14 protein-coding genes and 1 pseudogene are annotated in these 19,199 nt (G+C 64.8%); 3 read left to right on the top strand and 12 right to left on the bottom strand.

The window, feature by feature from the left end; genetic code table 11:
• Nucleotides 1-163: 163 nt before the first annotated feature.
• The 12 genes and pseudogenes from ACNANG_RS12735 to ACNANG_RS12680 form a co-directional block, all read right to left on the bottom strand.
• Nucleotides 164-1,408, bottom strand: coding sequence for a YbdK family carboxylate-amine ligase (locus ACNANG_RS12735; protein WP_420223253.1), 1,245 nt, complete (start codon nt 1,406-1,408; stop codon nt 164-166).
• Between the two features lie 295 nt (nt 1,409-1,703).
• Nucleotides 1,704-1,958 (bottom strand): DUF3567 domain-containing protein, encoded by a 255-nt coding sequence (locus tag ACNANG_RS12730; protein ID WP_179583036.1) that lies wholly within the window; start codon nt 1,956-1,958, stop codon nt 1,704-1,706.
• 477 nt (nt 1,959-2,435) lie between these two features.
• Entirely contained in the window at nt 2,436-3,908 is a 1,473-nt protein-coding gene (locus ACNANG_RS12725) for a TrkH family potassium uptake protein (protein WP_420223252.1), read from the bottom strand.
• 17 nt (nt 3,909-3,925) lie between these two features.
• Nucleotides 3,926-5,302, bottom strand: a complete 1,377-nt coding sequence (gene trkA / locus ACNANG_RS12720; RefSeq protein ID WP_420223251.1) for a Trk system potassium transporter TrkA — start codon at nt 5,300-5,302, stop codon at nt 3,926-3,928.
• Nucleotides 5,299-6,051: a response regulator gene (locus ACNANG_RS12715; RefSeq protein WP_420223250.1), complete on the bottom strand. Its 753-nt coding sequence runs from the start codon at nt 6,049-6,051 to the stop codon at nt 5,299-5,301. The genes trkA and ACNANG_RS12715 overlap by 4 nt, the downstream gene beginning before the upstream one ends.
• A gap of 17 nt (nt 6,052-6,068) precedes the next feature.
• Nucleotides 6,069-8,521, bottom strand: a pseudogene (locus ACNANG_RS12710) (ATP-binding protein).
• Nucleotides 8,518-9,453 carry a DUF4390 domain-containing protein gene (locus ACNANG_RS12705; RefSeq protein WP_420223249.1) on the bottom strand — a complete coding sequence of 312 codons (936 nt, stop codon included), beginning with the start codon at nt 9,451-9,453 and terminating at the stop codon, nt 8,518-8,520. The pseudogene ACNANG_RS12710 and the gene ACNANG_RS12705 overlap by 4 nt, the downstream one beginning before the upstream one ends.
• Nucleotides 9,450-10,796 carry a 16S rRNA (cytosine(967)-C(5))-methyltransferase RsmB gene (gene rsmB, locus ACNANG_RS12700; protein WP_420223248.1) on the bottom strand — a complete coding sequence of 449 codons (1,347 nt, stop codon included), beginning with the start codon at nt 10,794-10,796 and terminating at the stop codon, nt 9,450-9,452. Before rsmB ends, ACNANG_RS12705 begins: the two co-directional genes overlap by 4 nt.
• Nucleotides 10,796-11,767, bottom strand: coding sequence for a methionyl-tRNA formyltransferase (fmt, locus tag ACNANG_RS12695; RefSeq protein ID WP_420223247.1), 972 nt, complete (start codon nt 11,765-11,767; stop codon nt 10,796-10,798). The genes rsmB and fmt overlap by 1 nt, the downstream gene beginning before the upstream one ends.
• 23 nt (nt 11,768-11,790) lie before the next feature.
• Complete coding sequence (gene def / locus ACNANG_RS12690; RefSeq protein WP_420223246.1) at nt 11,791-12,297, bottom strand: peptide deformylase; 507 nt, start codon at nt 12,295-12,297, stop codon at nt 11,791-11,793.
• A 219-nt stretch (nt 12,298-12,516) separates the two neighbouring features.
• Nucleotides 12,517-13,209 (bottom strand): fumarylacetoacetate hydrolase family protein, encoded by a 693-nt coding sequence (locus ACNANG_RS12685; protein ID WP_420223245.1) that lies wholly within the window; start codon nt 13,207-13,209, stop codon nt 12,517-12,519.
• Between the two features lie 60 nt (nt 13,210-13,269).
• Complete coding sequence (locus ACNANG_RS12680; protein ID WP_420223244.1) at nt 13,270-14,241, bottom strand: helix-turn-helix transcriptional regulator; 972 nt, start codon at nt 14,239-14,241, stop codon at nt 13,270-13,272.
• A gap of 228 nt (nt 14,242-14,469) precedes the next feature.
• Between ACNANG_RS12680 and dprA the strand changes: the two genes are divergently transcribed.
• The 3 genes from dprA to ACNANG_RS12665 all read left to right on the top strand — a co-directional run bounded on the left by dprA (nt 14,470) and on the right by ACNANG_RS12665 (nt 19,171).
• Complete coding sequence (gene dprA, locus ACNANG_RS12675) at nt 14,470-15,798, top strand: DNA-processing protein DprA (RefSeq protein WP_420223243.1); 1,329 nt, start codon at nt 14,470-14,472, stop codon at nt 15,796-15,798.
• Nucleotides 15,799-15,902: 104 nt separating this feature from the next.
• Nucleotides 15,903-16,361 carry a DUF494 family protein gene (locus ACNANG_RS12670; RefSeq protein ID WP_420223242.1) on the top strand — a complete coding sequence of 153 codons (459 nt, stop codon included), beginning with the start codon at nt 15,903-15,905 and terminating at the stop codon, nt 16,359-16,361.
• A 131-nt stretch (nt 16,362-16,492) separates the two neighbouring features.
• Nucleotides 16,493-19,171, top strand: a complete 2,679-nt coding sequence (locus tag ACNANG_RS12665; protein WP_420223241.1) for a DNA topoisomerase III — start codon at nt 16,493-16,495, stop codon at nt 19,169-19,171.
• Nucleotides 19,172-19,199: the final 28 nt, after the last annotated feature.

Raw genomic sequence — 19,199 nt, 5'->3', positions numbered from 1 at the left:
GGCGACCGGGCAAACCCACCGGCGCAATCTGCAAAAGGGAATCGGCTATGTTACCAATAAACCGGGTTTTCCTTGCTGCAGCGCGGCGGCCGGGTGCCAGCCGAGGCGGCGCGGGGCGGCAAACGTTGCGCCTGCTTGTCGCCTTGCCCGCGCCTTGCGTGCCTCAGTGCAGCGCTTCGGGCGCCTGTCCGGGTTGCGGCAGCGCCAGCCCGTCCACCGGCATGATCGCCTCGGCGCCGGCACGCACGCGCCGCCGCGGAATGACCGCCAGGGGTGACATGTCGATGCACTGCGGCACCTGCCCACGCCACGCCGCCACCGACGCCTGCACCACGGCCGGCAGCTCGCGGCTGCGATGGAACTGCGTGCGCAGCCAGCGCGCATCGCAGCCCTGCTTGAGCGCGCCATTGCCCAGCGCCTGCAGCAAGCCGGACGTGCCCAGCTCTTCGGCAACTGGCGCCAGCTGGTCCAGTGTCATGCGCAGATGGTCCATCAGCCGCATCCGGCCATGGACCGGATCGACATAGTTGCCCTGCAGGCCAAAACGGCAGGCCTGAAAGCGGTTGGTGGTGTACGCCAGCCAGGCTTCCGGCGCGGGCAGCGCGCGGCGGTTGAGCGCCACCCCCAGCGCCTGGGCGAAGGCGGCGAGCTGGCAGGCTTTTTCGACGGTCAGCGGGGTGTCGCACACGCGGATTTCCACCGTGCCGAATTCGGGTTTGGGCCGCACGTCCCAATACAGGTCCTTGATGCTGTCCACCAGACCCGAGCTTTGCAGCTGGTTCAGATACGCTTCGAAGCCGTACCAGTCGGTGATCGTTGGCGGCATGTTGCCGGCCATGGGAAAGGCATTGAGCGCATTCAGGCGGCTGCACGAAAACAGGGTGTCGACACCTTCGAAGTAGGGCGACGACGCCGACAGCGCGATGAAGTGCGGCACGTAGGGCGACAGCCTGTGCGTCATGGCAATGGCGTCGTCCCCCGACGCCACACCCAGATGGATATGCTGGCCGAACACGGTGAACTGGCGCGCCAGATAGCCATACATTTCGGACAGATACTGGAAACGGGGCGAGTCGAAGATGGTTCGGTCCTGCCAACGCATGAAGGGGTGCGTCCCGCCTCCGGCAATGCCGACACCTACGGTATCGGCGGCTTCGCCCAGCACGTCACGCATGTGGCGCATTTCTTCCAGCAGCGCCATGGGATCGGTATGCACGGACGAATTCAATTCGATCATCGCGCGCGTGATCTCGGGTTTGACGCGATCGCCGACCGGGTGATTGGCCAGTTGGGCCAGGAGGTCTTCAGCGGAGCCCCGCAGATCGAACGAATGCGAATCGACGATCTGCAATTCAAGTTCGATACCGAGGGTGTGCGCAGCCGACGGGGTAAAAGCGATGGATTCCATCGAGGTCTCCTTGGAGGTGAGGCCTGGTGGGCGCAAGAACAAGCATTAAGGATGCCGCAGTTTAGCCACAAGTTCCCGGCAGATTGCCAGAAATTGATGACAGTTCAGGTTTTCCCCTAGGAACCCTGATGGGGTAAGACCTAGGCTTTCTCCAAGGTGGCATGGGCCTTTACCAATTACCAAGCGGCCGCATGCGGACGTAAAAAGCCCGCTGCATCAGGGCCAGCGGGCTTTATAGGGAAGGAGCTGAGGTATGCGGCGCCCGGTCAGGCGACCGGCGCAGGACTACGGACGATCAGTGGAGCGTGACCGGGTGGTTCATGTAATCGTCGAACTGGCTCAGGAATTCGTCGACGTCTTCCATTGACGGTTCCGACGCGATCAGCTCCTGGACCTGATTGCGGAACTGGTCAGCCGATTCACCCGCGATATAGAGTTCGCGCCGCGACTGCTTGTCCACGATCTCGAACCCGCCACCATAAGCGGTCGCGCCTTCGATCTCGGCAAATTCGACAACGACGTAGTTCGAGCTGTTGTAAATCATTTCCATGGCCTGGCTCCTGAAGTCACAGGGGTCATAAGACCGCCTGATCTGTAAATGTGGTGCCCACATCCGGAAATCAAGAGGCAATCTATAACGCGCATTAAATAAACGGAGGCTATCCGTTCACTGGCGCGTCCTGCACATCGATTACCCCCGCGAAGCCTGGGCCGTCCAGTTGCCTCAGCAACTCCGGGAGATGCTCGGCCTGGGATATTTCTATCCATAGCCTGGCCGGCTTCACCAGCCTGAGCATCCTTGCCACCGTCACCCGCAACGGCAGCTGCCCGACACAGCACACACAACCTGGCGCCAACTGGACGAGTTCGACGCCCGGTGGAGCCGTCAATGTTCCCGGCCCCCCTTCGACTATCACAGCCTGCTTGCCCTGCCCGTTCTGCAAGGACCGTGCCGCGGCGTCGAGCGCCACGCTTCGGCCCTGCCTGAGATAACAGCCTACCATCACTACAACGGGTGTCTTTGTATTCATTTGCGCCAGAATGCGCGTGTAAACAACACCAGCACCGTAAAGAGTTCCAGGCGACCGATGAGCATGGCAAACGAGCAGATCCACGTCTGGACGTCGGTCAGGCCCTTGTAGCTGCCCATGGGGCCGACTACGTCGCCCAGCCCCGGACCCGTGTTGTTCAGGGTCGCCAGGACGGCGGTAAAGGCCGTGAGCGGTTCCAGCCCGGTCGACAGCATCACCATGGTAAGAATGACCAGGGATGCCCCGTAAAGGAGCACGAAGGCCAGCACCGAAAAGACGACATGATTGGCGATCATCTGCCCGCCGATCCGCACCGGGTTGATCGCGCGCGGGTGCAGCAGCCGGGTGAATTCGCGCCGCGCCTGCTTGACCAGGATCACCATGCGGATCATTTTCATGCCGCCCCCGGTTGAGCCCGCCGACGTCACGAAAGAAGACAGTGCCAGCATCAATACGGGCGCGAACAGGGGCCATTTGGCGTAGTCAGTGCTTGCAAACCCTGTCGTCGTCGCCACCGAGACGGTATTGAACACAGCATGGCGCATGGCTTCGGACAGGGTCGGGTAGACCTGTTCGCCATAGAGCAGAAAGCCGATGATGATGCCCGACCCGAACATGACGGTCAGGTAGTACTTGGCTTCGAAGCAGTTCCAGTAGGTGCGCAGGCTTTTGGCGCGGTAGGCCCGGAAGTGCGTGGCGAAGTTGATGCCGGCGATCGTCATGAAGACGATTGCGACGAACTCGGTGGAGATCGAGTCGAACGCCAGGAAACCCGCGTCGCGGTTGGAAAAGCCGCCCAGCCCGATGGTGGCGGCCATGTGGCAATAGGCGTCATACCAGCTCATGCCGGTCAGGCGGTAGGCCACCGCGCACAGCAACGACACCACCATGTAAATGGCATACAGGCCCTTGGCCGTGCCGGTAATGCGCGGCGTCAGCTTTTCGTCTTTCATGGGACCGGCCGTTTCGGCGCGGAAGACCTGGCTTCCGCCCACGCCCAGCATCGGCAGAATGGCCACGGCCAGCACCAGAATGCCCATCCCGCCGATCCAGATCAGCGTGCAGCGCCACACGTTGATCGAATAAGGCAGGGTATCGAGACCGGTCAGCACGGTCGCGCCCGTGGTCGTGAGCCCCGACATGGCCTCGAAATAGGCGTCGGTCAGGCTCAGATCCACGCCCACGCCTCGGAAGTACAGCACCAGCGGCACGGCCGCGACCACGGGCAGCACGCTCCACACCAGGGACACCAGCAGGAAGCCGTCGCGCGGCGCGAGTTCGCGGCGCTGGCGGTAGGTAGCACCGAACATCAGCGCCCCGATGCCGAACGACACGCCAAAGGCGTGCACGAAGGCCATCAGCGCGGCGTCGGCCGTATACAGCGACGTTCCGATCGGAATGGCAAAAGTCAGCGAAAACAGCGCGATGACCACGCCAAGCACATTCAAGACCGGGAAAAGTTGGCGCATGGGACGGGCGAAGCCGCTCAGAAAAAGGAAACCGACACCTGGAACAGCTTTTCAACCTGGGAGACCAGGCGCTGGTGCGTGACGAACACGATGACATGGTCACCGGACTGCACGACCGTATCGTGGTGCGCCATCAGCACGGCATCGGACCGCGCGATGGCGCCGATGATCGCGCCGTCGGGCAGCTTGATCTGCTCGATGCGCCGGCCCACCACCTTGGAGGACTTGGCGTCGCCGTGGGCGATGGCCTCGATGGCCTCGGTCACGCCATGGCGCAGCCGGTGCACGGCCACCACGTCGCCGCGGCGCACATGCCGCAGCAATTCGCCGATGGTGGCTTCGGAAGGCGAAATGGCGATGTCGATGCGGCCGCCTTCCATGAGTTCGGCGTAGCTTTTGCGGCCGATCAGGGCAATCACGCGGCGCGCGCCCATCCGTTTGGCAAGCAGCGACGACATGATGTTGTCTTCGTCGTCGCTGGTCAGCGCCAGGAACAGGTCCATGTCGCCGACGTTTTCATCTTCGAGCAGGTCCTCGTCGGTGGCGTCGCCATTGAGCACCAGCGTCTTGCTGGGCACCTGCGCGGCCAGGTATTCACAGCGGCGGCGATTCTGCTCGATCAGCTTGACCTCGTACAGGTGGCCGATTTCGCGCGCCAGCCGCAGCCCGATGTTGCCGCCGCCGGCGATCATCAGCCGCCGCACGGGTTTGTCGCGTTCGCGCAGTTCGCGCACCAGCCGCCGCACTTCGTGGGTCGCGGCCAGGCAGACGACTTCGTCCCCCGGCTGGATGACCGTGCGGCCTTCGGGCGTGATCAGCTCGCCTTGCCGGAAGATGGAAATGATGCGGATGTCGGCGCCCGGCATGTGTTCGCGCAGGCTTTCGATGGGATGCTGGCACAGCGGGCTGCCCGCGTGCGCCCGGACGGTCACGGCGCTGACCCGGCCTTCGGCAAATTCCACCACCTGCAAGGCCTCGGGGATCGCGATCAGGTTGGTCAGATAGCTGGTGACGCTGCGTTCCGGGCAGATCAGATTGTCGACGCAAAAGCCGTCGTCACCCATCAGCGAGGCATTGTCCAGGAATTCGGGGGAGCGGACCCGCGCAATGCGGCGCGGGACATTGAAGACCTGCTTGGCGATCTTGCAGGCCACCAGGTTGGTTTCGTCGGCCGTGGCGCACGAGATGAGCATGTCCGCGTCACGCGCCCCGGCTTGCTCCAGGGTCGACATGTGGATGCCGCTTCCGACCACGACCCGCAGGTCGAACCGTTCCTGCAGCAGGGCCAGGCGAGGACCGTCGGTATCGATGACCGTGATGTCGTTGTGTTCGGACACCAGGTTTTCGGCGACGCTCGTTCCCACCCGGCCCGCGCCGAGGATCAGGATCTTCATAGACTGCGTTTGCGGGACAGCTCGATGCCCAGTTGTTTGAGCTTGCGATATAAGTGGGTGCGTTCCAAGCCGGTCTTGTCGGCGACGCGCGTCATGCTGCCGCCTTCGCGCGCCAGATGATGCTCGAAGTACACGCGCTCGAACGCGTCACGCGCTTCGCGCAGCGGCAGGTCCAGCGACAGTTCATGCAAGGGCTGGCGCGGGCGGGTGTCGCCGCCTCCGACCTGGCCCATTTCGGCCAGTGATTCGGCGGCGCTGGACGCCCCGATCGGCGCGCGGCCGTAGTCCGACCCGGTGGTCAGGATGGGCGGCTGCACATACGACGGCGGCGGGCTGCTGCTGCGGATCGCTGTGACCGGCTGCGCAACGGGCTTGGGGCCCGCGCGGCCGCGGTCGAGCGCCGACGCAATGGTCTTGAGCAGCCGCGTCATGGTGATCGGCTTTTCAAGGAAGTCGGTCGCGCCAATGCGGGTGGCCTCGACGGCGGTATCGATGGTCGCGTGGCCGCTCATCATGATGACCGGCATGTCGAGCAGACCTTGCGACGCCCACTCTTTGAGCAGGGTCACGCCGTCGGTATCAGGCATCCAGATATCGAGCAATACCACGTCAGGCCGATGCTGGTTGCGCAGCGTGCGCGCAGCGGCGGCGTTTTCTGCGAGATCCACCGTGTGACCCTCGTCATAGAGGATCTCCGACAGGAGTTCGCGAATGCCGACTTCGTCGTCGACCACTAGAATTCTGGCCATATTTTTAGAAACCTCTGTTACGCGGATTGCGACCCTGCTGCCACGGTCAACCGGGCAGATCCCGGCGCCACTGCCTCATCCACCAGCTTGGTAAGAAGTATAGAGACCATCGCTCCGCCTTCTGGCCGATTGGCCAGGTCGATGCGACCGCCGTGCTCTTCGACAATTTTTTTCACGATCGCCAGGCCAAGCCCCGTCCCCCGTGCCTTGGTCGTCACATAGGGCTCGAAGGCCCGCTGCAGTATGCGTGGCGCGAATCCCGCGCCCGTATCCGTCACCATCAGCCGTACCGTTGCGTGCTCCCGGCCATCCGGCAGCCGCGTATGGATCAGCCGCGTGCTGACGCCCACCCGCTCTTCCAAGACCTGCCTGGGCTGCCCCGCCTCCTCAGCCTTAGCCATGTCCTTTGCCCTATCTTCTATGGCGTCCTTGGCATTGGCAATCAGATTATGTATCACCTGCCGCAACTGGGTCGCATCGCCTTCGATCTTCGGCAGCCCCGGCGCCAGGTCGACAGCCAGCAAGGTCGGGCGCGCGCCATCGCGCAGCATGCCGTCAGTGCTGTCCCAGCCATACAGCGTCAGGACTTCGGCCACCAGTTCATTCAGGTCGAGTTGCTGCATCTGCGCCGGCGGCGTCCGCGCGTATTCACGGAAGTCGTCCACCATCCGCTGCATCGAACTGACCTGGTTGATGATGGTCGTAGTCGATCGGCGCAGCATTTGCGCATCGGTCGTTTCCAGCTTGTCGGCCAGCTTCATCGCGATGCGCTCGGCCGAGAGCTGGATCGGCGTCAACGGGTTCTTGATCTCGTGCGCCAGGCGCCGCGCCACTTCCCCCACGCCACGGCCCGGTTGGCGGAAATCACTTCGGTAATGTCGTCGAACACCACCACATAGCCCCCACTCCCACCGTTGACCGGCAGATGCGATCCTCGAGCCAGCAGAGTAATCGTATTGTCGTCGGGCCGGGCGGACGACATGTTACCTTCGCCCGCCCCGCCGGACGGGGTGTCGCCGGTGGGCGCGCGAACGATTTCGAACTGCTGCTGCCAGTGGGTGCGGCCCGTGTCGGCCGCCGCATGTTCGGCAAAGGCGGTACGAATCACATTGGCGAAGGTGGTCAGGCCGTCGACCGTTTCCAGCGGCCGGCCGGCGACCGCGCGCAGGTCCACCCGCAGGATCCGCTGCGCGCCATGATTGACGGTGGCAACACGGAAGGCTTCATCGAACACCAGCACGCCCGACGAGAGGTTGGACAGGATGCTTTCCAGGTAGACGTTGGTGCGTTCCAGCTGGCGGCGGTTGGTTTCCACCATGTGACGGGCGTCGTCCAGCTGACGCGTCATGGCGTTGAAGGACCGGGTCAGCTGCCCGACTTCGTCTTTGGACGGCGGCTCGGGAATGGGCCGGAAATCGCCCACGCCCACGGCCTGCGTGCCTTCGGCCAGGCGCAGCAGCGGGCGCACCAGGCGGGACGACAGCGCAAACGCCGCGCCGATGGCCGAGAACATGGCCAGCAACAGCGCCAGGGTCAACGTAATGCCATAGAGCTTGCGCAAGCCGGTTCGCGACAGGGACAGTTCCTGGTAGTCGCGATAGCCGGCCTGGACTTCTTCGGCATTGAGGGCGATCTGCTCGGGCACCGGCTGCAGCAGTTGCAGGTAGCGCGATTCGGCCGGCGACACGGTGGGCAGGTCCAGCGAGCTTTGTGGCGCGATCTGCAGGATGACGCGCAGCCGCAGCGCATCGGTGTTCTGCGCATCGCGCGTCGTGCCCATGGGGCCCTGTTCGCTTTCCAGGGTCAGGGTGCTGGGGACGCTGTTGGCTTCGGCGGCCGAGTACCCGCGCGAGATGCGCAGCTGGCGCAGGATCTGCGGCGGCGGGCTGTCGGGCACCAGGGTGCCATACACGCTGGTGGACCACGCGATGATGCGGCCGCTTGCGGTAAAGACCATGGCGTCTTGCGCACCCACCTGTTCCCGCAGGCGCGTCAGCGCGATGGACATGCTGGCGTCGGCCGTATCGCCCAGTTCCAATGACATGGTGCGCGCGCGGGCATTCAGGTCCTGCAGCTGCGAATCGAGGGCGGCCCGGCCCAGGTTCAGGCCGGATTCCAGCGCGGCGTCGACCCGGACGTTGAACCACGATTCGATCGAACGCGACAGGAACTGGACCGACAACATATAGATGAGCACGCCAGGCACCACGCCCACCAGCGCAAAGGCCAGCGCGAAGCGGGCGGTGAGCCGGGCGCCGAACTGGCGCTTGCGCAACTGGCTCTTTAACCGCAACGCCAGCGCCGCCACCCACAGGAACAGGATCAGGGCGACGACGCCGTTCAATCCCAGCAGCACGTTGTATTGCTGTTCCAGGCGGCTGGAATTGCCGGTGGACCAGGCGAGCAGGAACAGCAGCGCCAGCGCGCTGACCGCGGCGATGCCAAGAAGAATGCGCATCAGCCGGCTCATGGGGCCTCGGGCGGCGGCGTGCCGGCAGGGGTGGCGTGACCGTTGGGACTGCCGGCATTGGGCAGTACCGTGCTGCCGCTGGCGGTGCCGCGGGTGCCGTCGGGCAGGGTCAGGCCCAGGCTGGACGACCCGTTGGACAAGGACGGCGCGTTCAGTGTCCCGCCCGGGGTCTGGTTCATGCTGGGCGAAGAGCCGGGGGGCGACGCCGCGCCATTGGGCCGGTCGGCAGGCCTGTCGTTGGTTCTGTCGACGGGCCTGTCAGTGGCTTTGTCGGCGGGTTTGTCGTTCGCCTTGTCGGCCGGCCGGTCGGGGACAGGGCTCGGAGCCGCCGTTGCAGGCGCGACAGGCACCGGCGGCAGCGTTTCGCGCACGACCTGGGTGGAAAATTCCGTCCACGGGGTGGCCAGAGACCAGTCACTGCTGTTCAGCGCATTCACCTGAAAGGCCTTGGACAATTGCGAGACGTCAAAACGCACCCGCATGCGGCCTTCGTGATTGGCGCCGGGCTTGAAGGCGTCCTTGTCGGCAATCCGCCAATTGCGGACGTGACGCACCACCGACAGCGCTTCCGACAGCGAACTGACCGGGAGGGCCAGGCTGCCGCTACTGACGCGCCATTGGTGGGTCAGGGGATTGTGAGCGATGCGCCAGGTCTGCGTGGCGGTCAGCACGGTTTCGTCGAACCAGTACCAGCGCGGCCGGTTGATTTCGACTTCGACCGTGAAGAACAGGGGAAGCCCGCGTTCGGCGGCGTCTTCGAGCTGATTATTGAGGTTGAGCGAGACGTCGGCGTTCAGGACCAGATCGCGGCCGCGTTCGGCCAGCGAGACCGCCTGGACCATGGGTGCATCGGCGCCGCCGGCTCTGCCACCCAGAAGCAGCATGACGGCAGCGGCCACCAGCAGGAAGCGAACGATGCGTAGCAGTCTCACACCTTGGAGAACAACGCGTAAAAGAAACCGTCGTGCTGCTCGCCAGGCGGCGCGGAGACGGGGCTGGGCAGCAGTTGACCGGGCGCGGGCAACCGGGTCGCATCGGGGTGACGGGTCAGGAAAGCTTCGGCCTGCCGCGCGCCCTCGGCAGGAAATATCGAGCACGTCACGTAAAGCAATTTACCACCGGGGGCGACCACCCGCCACAGCGCATCGGCCAGCCTGGCCTGCAGCGCCGCGGTGCGGGTGACGTCTTCTTCGCGCCGCAGCCAGCGGATATCCGGGTGACGGCGCACGATGCCCGACGCACTGCAAGGCACGTCGGCCAGCACGGCGTCAAAAGGCTTGCCATCCCACCAGGCGTCCACGTCCGCAACGTCGGCAGCCATCGTACGTGCCGTCAGGCCCAGTCGGGCCAGATTTTCATCCACGCGGCGCAGGCGCATGGCGTCCACGTCGATCGCCAGCAGGTCGATATCCGCCTGTTCGAGCAGGTGGGCGGTCTTGCCGCCCGGCGCGGCGCAGGCGTCCAGCACCCGCATGCCGTCCTTGACCTGCAACAGGGGCGCGGCGAGCTGCGCCCCGGCATCCTGCACCGACCACCAGCCTTCGGCAAAGCCAGGCAGTTGCTGGACCGGACGGGCTTGCAGCACGACCAGGCCGTCGTCACCAGCGGGGGTGACAGGAATGCCTTGTTCTTCAAATGCGGTCCGCAGCGCATCACGCGACATTTTGCGGCGGTTGGCGCGCAGGGTCAGCGGCGCCTGACGATTGGCCGTGCGCAGCAGGTCCTGCCAGTTGTCGGGGTAATCGATGCGCAGGCGGCGCACCCACCAGGACGGATGATTCCAGGTGGCCTCACCGTTGTTGGCGAGCCCGTTCATGATTGCGTCGCGTTCCCGCAGGAAGCGGCGCAGACTGCCATTGACGAGTCCTTTGTAGGACGCCAAAGAAGGCTGGCCAGAAGCAGCCCGGACCGCCTGATCCACCACCGTATGCGGCGCATAGTGAGCACCCGCTGCTCCTGCAGCTTGCTCCAGGCCGTCGCCCGGCACCACCAGCGCAAAGGCCACCAGCAACAGCGCGTCGAGCAGGGGGTCGGTGGGGTTGCGGGGAATCAGGGCCTGCTTGACTGCGCGCGCGCGGCCCAGTTGCCGCATCACATGAAAGGACACGGCCTGGACGGCAGGCCGGTTGGCGGCAGGCGTCCTGGCGATCGCGTCGGTCAATGACGTACCGGCCAGCACGGCCTGCAGCGCCTTGGCGGCGCCCAGCAGGATCTCAGACAGCGGTGCGGACTGACCGGTCGCGGCCGGGCCAGGCTGGGAAGGTGTGGACGACATCAGGGCGTTCCTCCACCAAGGCCACGAACAAAAACGTCGACCGGCTGGCGTTTGCCACCGGCTTTCTGCAGTTCGAGCAGGCGCAGCGTGCCGTCGGCCGTGGCGATGTCAATGCCATCGCCTGCCATGCGCACCACGGCGCCCGGGGTGCGGGATGCGCTGTCGGCGGAGGCGGACGACGCCACGCCTGGCAGCGCCATGGCCTTCCAAACCTTGACGGGGTCGGGCAGCATCGGCAGCCGCAAGGTCGCGCCCGGAACCGGATCGAAGGCGCGAACGCGGCGGGCCAGGACGTCCGCCGGCTGCGTGCAGTCCAGCGGCGCTTCGGCCTTGTCCAGCTTGGCGGCGTAGGTCACGCCGTCGGCCGGCTGCGGCATGGCGGGCAGGTCGCCCTCCTCGCGCCGCGCCAGGGCATCGACGATCGCCGTACCGCCCAGCGTGGCGAGCACGTCGTGCAATTGGCCTGCCGATTGGGTCGGCAGAATGGGCGTGGTGGCCACCAGCAGCATGTCGCCGGTATCCAGGCCGGCGTCCATCTGCATGATGGTGATGCCGGTTTCGGCGTCGCCCGCTTCGATCGCGCGCTGGATGGGCGCCGCGCCCCGCCAGCGGGGCAGCAGGCTGGCGTGGATGTTCAGGCAGCCCAGGCGCGGCAGGTCCAGCACCGATTGCGGAAGGATCAGTCCGTAGGCCGCCACGATCATCGCATCCGCATTGACTGCCTGAAGGGTCTCGTGGGCGGCGCGGGCTTCGTCGGGATACTTGCCATCCAGGCGCAGGCTGCGCGGCTGCGCCACGGCGATGCCCGCCTCGAGCGCGGCCGCCTTGACAGGGGAAGGGGTGAGTTTGAGCCCGCGACCGGACGGACGGTCGGGTTGGGTCAGCACCAAGGCGACGTCATGACCGGCGTCGATCAGGGCTCGCAACGCCACCCTGGCAAACTCCGGCGTACCGGCAAAAACCAGGCGCATCTGAATCCTGAATCTGAAAATGATTAAGCGGGCTGGCGCTCGAGTTTGCGCATTTTCGTCTTGATGCGCGTCTGCTTCAGGTTGGACAGGTATTCCACGAACACCTTGCCTTCGAGGTGGTCGAGTTCATGTTGGACGCAGACCGCAAGCAGGCCCTCGGCATCGAACTCGTAGGCTTCGCCTTTCTCGTTCAGCGCCCGGACGGTGATCTGGGACGAACGCGCCACTTCATCGTAGATGCCAGGCACCGACAGGCAGCCTTCTTCGTACACCTTGGTGTCGTCGCTCTTCCAGGTGATTTCCGGATTGATGAGGACGAGCAGGTCGCTTTTGTCTTCGGACACGTCGATCACGACGATCCGCTCATGCACGTCGACCTGGGTCGCTGCCAGACCGACCCCAGGCGCGTCGTACATGGTCTCGGCCATGTCGCGCACAATGCGGCGGACACGGTCGTCCACGACGGCCACCGGCTTGGCTTTCTTGTGCAGGCGCGGGTCGGGATAGGTCAGGATAGGAAGCAGGGCCATGGCGACAACAACGATTCTTGGGGGATCTTTGATACTGGAAAATGGGGGGCAAACCCCCTGATTGCAAGCCCAAGATACCACAAGCGTCCACGCGCGGGCGTGCGCCAGCGCCCCTGGGCCTTGCAAAGCCCAGGGGCGGCTACGCCGCTGCCCCGGTTCATCAGGCTGCGGGCAGGCCGGCCTGCGGCGCTTTGCCGATGGGCCTGACCTGCGCCGGGCTTAACGTGCGATGTAATGCACCGTCAGGTCGCCCACGCCGTCGATATGCGCGTGCAGGGTGTCGCCGGCCACGCACGGGCCGACGCCAGCGGGCGTGCCGTTCAGGATGATGTCGCCAGCTTCCAGGGTCACGAAACGCGACAGGTAGGCAATCGTCTCTTCAACGCGCCAGATCTGCTGGTTCAGGTCGCCTTCCTGGCGGATCTCGCCGTTGATCTTGAGCCAGATCGGGCCTGCGTCCGGATGGCCGATCTCGCTGGCGGGTTTCAGGGCGGACACCGGGCAGGATTGATCGAAGCCCTTGGCCAGTTCCCAGGGACGCTGCATTTTCTTGGCCACCGACTGGATGTCGCGGCGGGTCATGTCGATGCCTACGCCGTAGCCGAACACGTGCGAGAGGGCGTCGGCCTCATTGATGTCGGTGCCGCCCTTGCCCAACGCCACGACCAATTCCACTTCGTGGTGAAGGTCTTGCGTCTGTACCGGGAACGGCAGGTCGCCACCGTTGGGCACCACGGCGTCGGACGGCTTGGAGAAGAAGAAAGGCGGTTCACGATCGGGGTCGTGGCCCATTTCGCGCGCGTGGTCGGCAAAGTTGCGGCCGACACACCAGATCCGCCGCACCGGAAACACGGCGTCGGTTCCTTCCACGGGAATCGCGGCGATGGACGGCTGGGGGATGACGAAATTCATGACATTTCCTGTAGGACTGCCGGGCGGCCTGCCACCCGGTCGTTGAATGTGGATGCCAGCTTATCGGTCTTCGGACGACGGCGACAGGGACGCATGTGTGATTCGCTTGGACAAAACCGGGGGATCCACCGCCTGGCGGGCCAAGGCGCGAAAGGCGACCGGGCTGGCGCCGCATACCTGGCGGAATCGGCGGGAAAAATAGGCCTCGTCGGCAAAACCGACTTGCCGCGCGATATCGGATACCCGCAAGGACGTCTGCATGAGCAGTTCCCTGGACCGCTCGATCCGCCGTTCGGTAACCAGGTCGACAAAGGTCCGGCCAGTCTCTTTCTTGATCAGGTGAGCAAGATAGTTGGGGGACAGGCAGGCCGCGGCGGCCGCGCTGTCCAGGGTCAATCGTTCGGCCAGATGCTCGCGGATATGCCGGATCACGCGAGCCATGGCCTCGCGCCGGCCGTGATGCGACGTGCCCGCGCCGGCCGCCTGTTCGATCCGGCCAGCGTATTTGCGGCAGACCAGTCCAATCAGCAGCAGCAAGCGGGCGCGCAGCGTTTCCAGCGTGTAGAAGCCGCGCTGCGCGTTGTCGGCAAGCATCTGTTCGCATAGCTGCAGCATGTCGGCGCGGTCCGAGCCGTCGAGCTGGAAGTCCATGGATTCCTGCGCCAGGAACGGCGCCAGTTCGGGCGCCCGGGCCAGCGGAACGTCTTCCAGGTCGAGCGGATCGACGTCAAGGTCGCTGCGCAGGAAGCGCTGACCGAAGCTCAGGATGTAATACAGCGATCCGGGCGGATGCGGCACGCAATGCATGCGGTATGGCAGCACGAACGAGAGCATGCCCGGCAGGAACGGCCGCACGGTGGCGCCAATGTGCTGCTGCGTGTCGCCCGCCAGGTTGATCTGGATCTGGAAATAGGCATGGCGATGCGGCGCGGCCAGCGGATCACGGGCGTTCTCGCGCCGGATGTCGAAATCCAGGTGCTGCGCCCGTTCCTGCATCGTGTAGGTCCGGATCCCGGTGGCCATGTGGCCCATGCTGTCCCCTAATCCTTGTGTCGTGCCAGCACACGGACGCCGTGGCCAGACAGAAAAAGTATAGCCACTTCGATCGGGCCGTCCGCCGCGTCGGGAGGTTAATGTCCATGCGTACAAGTGGCCTTGGACACTTCTGTCCGGAACCGCCCCGCGCGGCGGACCCGCCATGGTCTAGTGACGGACCCGGTCATGCCCGACCGTTCACGACTTTCCGGCGTCCGTCCTGCCATGCCTTCTGCTTCCGTTTCCGATTCCCTGGCCGCGTGGTTGCGGCTGTCCTTCGAACCAAACGTGGGCCCGGTTACCGCCTACCACCTCCTTCAGGAGTTCGGGCTGCCCGACCAGTTGTATGCCCACGATCTCGATGCCCTGGCCGCCAAACTGCCCATTCCCCTGGCGCGGCAGCTGGCGGCGCCGGCGGACGACGCCACCCGCAGGCGTATCGACGACGCGCTGGCGTGGGCCGATCAGCCTGGCCACTACCTGATGACACTGAATGACCGGCACTATCCGCCCGCGCTGCTCGTCACGCACGATCCCCCGACACTGCTTTATGTCAAAGGACTGCCCTCGCTGCTGGGACGTCACGGACTTGCCATCGTGGGCTCGCGCAACGCCACGCCGGACGGCGTAGGCCACGCACGCGAGTTCGCGCGGCATCTGGCGCGTCTTGGCTACACGATCGTAAGCGGGCTGGCGTTGGGCATCGATGCCGCGGCTCATGAAGGCGCCCTGGCGGCGGGGGCGGATGGCGGGGGCACCCTGGCGGTGGTCGGCACGGGGGCGGACGTGGTGTACCCGCGAAGCAACCACGCGCTGGCCCAGCGTATCGCCGACCAGGGCGCCATCGTGTCCGAACTGCCGCTCGGGACGCGTGGCCTTGCCCACCACTTTCCCCGCCGCAACCGGCTGGTGGCCGGACTGTCGAAAGGTGTCCTGGTGGTCGAGGCAGCTACCCACAGCGGGTCGCTGATCACCGCACGGATCGCTGCCGACATCGGGCGCGACGTTTTTGCGATTCCAGGATCCATCCATTCGCCGCTGTCCCGCGGCTGCCATCTGCTGCTGCGGCAAGGCGCGAAGCTGGTGGAATGTTCGCAGGACATCGTGGATGAGCTGACCAACGCGTCAGGTGCGGCCCAGGCGCCGTTGCCATCGGGTGCGCCTGCCGGCGCCATGGCAACCACCCAGGGTGATGGCCATGGCAGGCAAGGCGATCAGGCAAGCCACCGCCCGAATGGCGCTGGCGGCAGGCCAGGCACACCCGCCGCCCCGGCATTGCCTTCGTTGTCGCCCGAAGACCTGGCCCTGCTGCGGGCCATGGGCTTTGGGCCTGTCACCCCGGACATGCTTGCCTATCGCCTGGGTGCGCCCATCCAGGAGGTTCTGGCGCGGCTGCTGCCGCTCGAACTGCGCGATCGGGTGCACCGGTTGGCGGGCGGCCGTTTTCAGCTTGCCGGCCCGATCGCCAAGGCACTGGCCGCGCAACTGGCACGAGAGGCGCAGGCAGCGGGTCCCGAAGGCAAGGACAGCGGTCAGGATGCCGTTCATGCCTGATGCCAAAAACACCACGCCGGCTATGCAAACCACGCAATGCGGTGTCGCATATTTGCCTAGGGCGGCGTTTCAGCGTAGAGTGAAGCGAGCCTTTACTGTGATATATGTTCGATATTCTCGTCTACCTCTTCGAGAACTACTTCACGCCGGAAGCCTGTCCGGATCCGGATACGCTGGCGCGAAAGCTCGCCGCTGCCGGATTCGAAGACGACGAGATCGACGATGCGCTGTCGTGGCTGTCAGGCCTGGCGGAAACCACGCATCGTTGCGTCGATCTTGCCCTGGTTCCGAGCCACAGCACCCGCATCTACGCCGATGCGGAATACAGCGCGCTGGGTTCCGAGGCGATCGGGTTTGTGAGTTTTCTCGAGTCTGCCGGCGTCCTGTCGGCTCCCCTGCGCGAGATCATCATCGACCGGGCCACTGCGCTCGTCGAATCCCCGGTACCCATCGAAAAACTCAAAATTATTGTGCTGATGGTACTGTGGAGCCAGGAAACCGAGATCGACAACCTGATCCTGGAAGAGCTGCTCGAAGACGGCAGCGCGCGCCAGATCCACTGATTTTCCGCACTCGCTGCCGTGCGGTGCCGGCCACGCCGAGCACCCCCGACTTGCACTGCTTAAAAATCCCCCGTATCATCCGGCGCTTCGACGCACTTTATTTGGCGTCGGCTCTGTTCAACTGGATTTCAATGGGCAAGACACTGATCATCGCCGAGAAACCCTCGGTAGCGCTGGATATTTCGCGAGCCCTGGGCGGCTTCAAGCGCGAGGGCGAATACTTCGAAAGCGACGAACACGTCCTTTCTTCGAGCGTCGGCCACCTGCTGACGCTCGTCGCACCCAACGACCCGGTCAAGGGCAAGTGGAGCTTCACGCACCTGCCGGTGATCCCGCCTGAATTCGGCCTGGGTCCTGCCGACAAGCGCTCGGAAGAACGCTTGCGGCTGCTGGTGCGCCTGTTGAAACGCAAGGACGTCGATGCCGTCATCAATGCCTGCGACGCGGGACGCGAGGGCGAACTGATCTTCCGCTACATCGTCCAGTACGCCAAGACGAACAAGCCGATCCAGCGCCTGTGGCTTCAGTCCATGACCCAGCAGGCGATCCGCGACGCGTTCAACGACCTGCGCAGCGATGCCATCATGCAGCCGCTCGAAGCGGCGGCACGGTCGCGCGCCGAGGCCGACTGGCTGGTCGGCATCAACGGCACGCGGGCTATGACCGCCTTCAACAGCAAGGACGGCGGCTTCTTCAAGACGCCGGTCGGCCGCGTGCAGACGCCTACGCTGGCCATCGTGGCCGAACGTGAAGAGCGCATCCGCAAGTTCGTGTCGCGCGACTTTTGGGAAGTCCGCGCGCAGTTCGCCGCGGCGGCGGGCACCTATGAAGGCCGCTGGTTCGACCCCAAGCACACCAAGGATCCGCTGGACCCGGAAAAGCGGGACTCGCGTGTCTGGACCCAGGCCGCCGCCGACGAGATCGTCGCGGCGTGCCGTGACGGCGTAGGCACCGTGACGGAAGAGTCGAAGCCGTCGAGCCAGCTGTCGGGGCTGTTGTATGACCTGACCACGCTGCAGCGAGAAGCCAACTCGCGCTTCGGTTTCTCGGCCAAGACCACCCTGTCGCTGGCGCAGACGCTGTATGAACGCCACAAGGCGCTGACCTACCCGCGGACCGATTCGCGCTATCTGCCCGAGGACTATCTCCAGACGGTCCAGCAGACCATGCAGACGCTGACCGAGGGCAAGCCGGCGTATGCGCAGCATGCATCGACGATCATCAAGAATCAGTGGGTTCGACCCAATCGCCGCATCTTCGACAACAAGAAGGTGTCGGATCACTTTGCCATCATCCCGACCCTGCAGGCGCCCCGCGAACTGAGCGAGGCTGAAGCCAAGCTGTACGACATGGTCGTCAAGCGCTTTCTGGCCGTGTTCTTCCCGGCTGCCGAATTCCTGCTGACGACCCGCATTACCGAAGTCAACACGCATCGCTTCAAGACCGAAGGGAAGGTGCTCGTCAATCCGGGCTGGATGGCGGTGTATGGCCGCGACACGGTGGGCGAAGACGCGACCCTGACGGCCGTGGCGCCGGACGAAAAGGTCAAGACGCAGAGCGTCGAGGCCGTGGGCCTGGCGACCAAGCCGCCGGCGCGCTACACCGAAGCGACGCTGCTGTCGGCCATGGAAGGCGCCGGCAAGCTGGTGGAAGACGAAGAATTGCGCGAGGCCATGTCGGCGCGCGGGCTGGGCACGCCGGCCACGCGCGCGGGCATCATTGAAGGCCTGATCAACGAGGTGTACCTGCGCCGTGAAGGGCGCGAACTGGTGCCCACCGCCAAGGCCCGCCAGCTGATGACGCTGCTGTCGGGCCTGGACGTGGACGAACTGACGTCGCCGGAATTGACGGGCGAATGGGAACACAAGCTCAGCCAGATCGAACAGGGCCAGCTGGCGCGCGAAGCCTTCATGCAGGAAATCGCGCGGATGACGGAAGTGATCGTCAAGCGTGCGAAGGAATACGACCGCGATACGGTGCCGGGCGATTACGCGACACTGACTACGCCCTGCCCCAAGTGCAGCAAGGTGGTGAAGGAAAACTACCGCCGCTATGCCTGCACGGCGTGCGATTTTTCGATCGGCAAGCATCCGGGCGGCCGCACCTTCGAGCAGTCGGAAGTCGAAGAATTGCTGGCCAAGAAAGAGATCGGCCCGCTTAACGGGTTCATCAGCAAGATGGGCCGCCCCTTTTCGGCCATCTTGCGCATTACCGACGAGTACAAGCTGGAATTCGACTTTGGCCAGGCTGATGATGAAGCCGCCGAAGCCATCGACTTTTCCGGCCACACGCCAGTCGGCCCGTGCCCCAAGTGCTCGCACCGCGTGTTCGAATGGGGCATGAGCTACCTGTGCGAAAAGTCGGTGGGACCCGAGCGCAGCTGCGATTTCAAGTCGGGCAAGGTGATCCTGCAGCAGGACATTTCCACCGAACAGATGGGCAAGCTGCTGAATGAAGGCCGCACCGATCTGCTGCAGAATTTCGTGTCCAGCCGCACCAACCGCAAGTTCAAGGCGTTTCTGACGCGCGGCCCGGACGGCAAGGTCGGTTTCGAGTTCGAGCCGCGTCCGGCCAAGCCGGGGAAGGCGCCGGCCAAGACCGCGAACGGTGACACGGCCGAAGCGGGCACGGGCCGCGTGCCGGCAAAGAAGGCAGCCGCCAAGGCGCCGGTCAAGAAGACGGCGGCCAAGAAGGCCTCGGTGACGAAGACCGCCGTCAAGAAGGCCGCCGCCAAGAAGGCGCCAGCCACCAAAGCCGTAGCGAAGAAAGCGCCAGCCAAAAAGGCGGCTGTGAAGAAAGCCGCGGCGTAACGCGTCAGGCGGACGACTCAGCAAGGCC

It is taken from the genome of Pigmentiphaga litoralis (genome assembly GCF_048632615.1).
Taxonomy (GTDB): domain Bacteria; phylum Pseudomonadota; class Gammaproteobacteria; order Burkholderiales; family Burkholderiaceae_B; genus Pigmentiphaga; species Pigmentiphaga litoralis_B.
The sequence above is the reverse complement of the archived record's forward strand: the minus strand, read 5'-3'. Positions and strand labels throughout refer to the sequence as shown.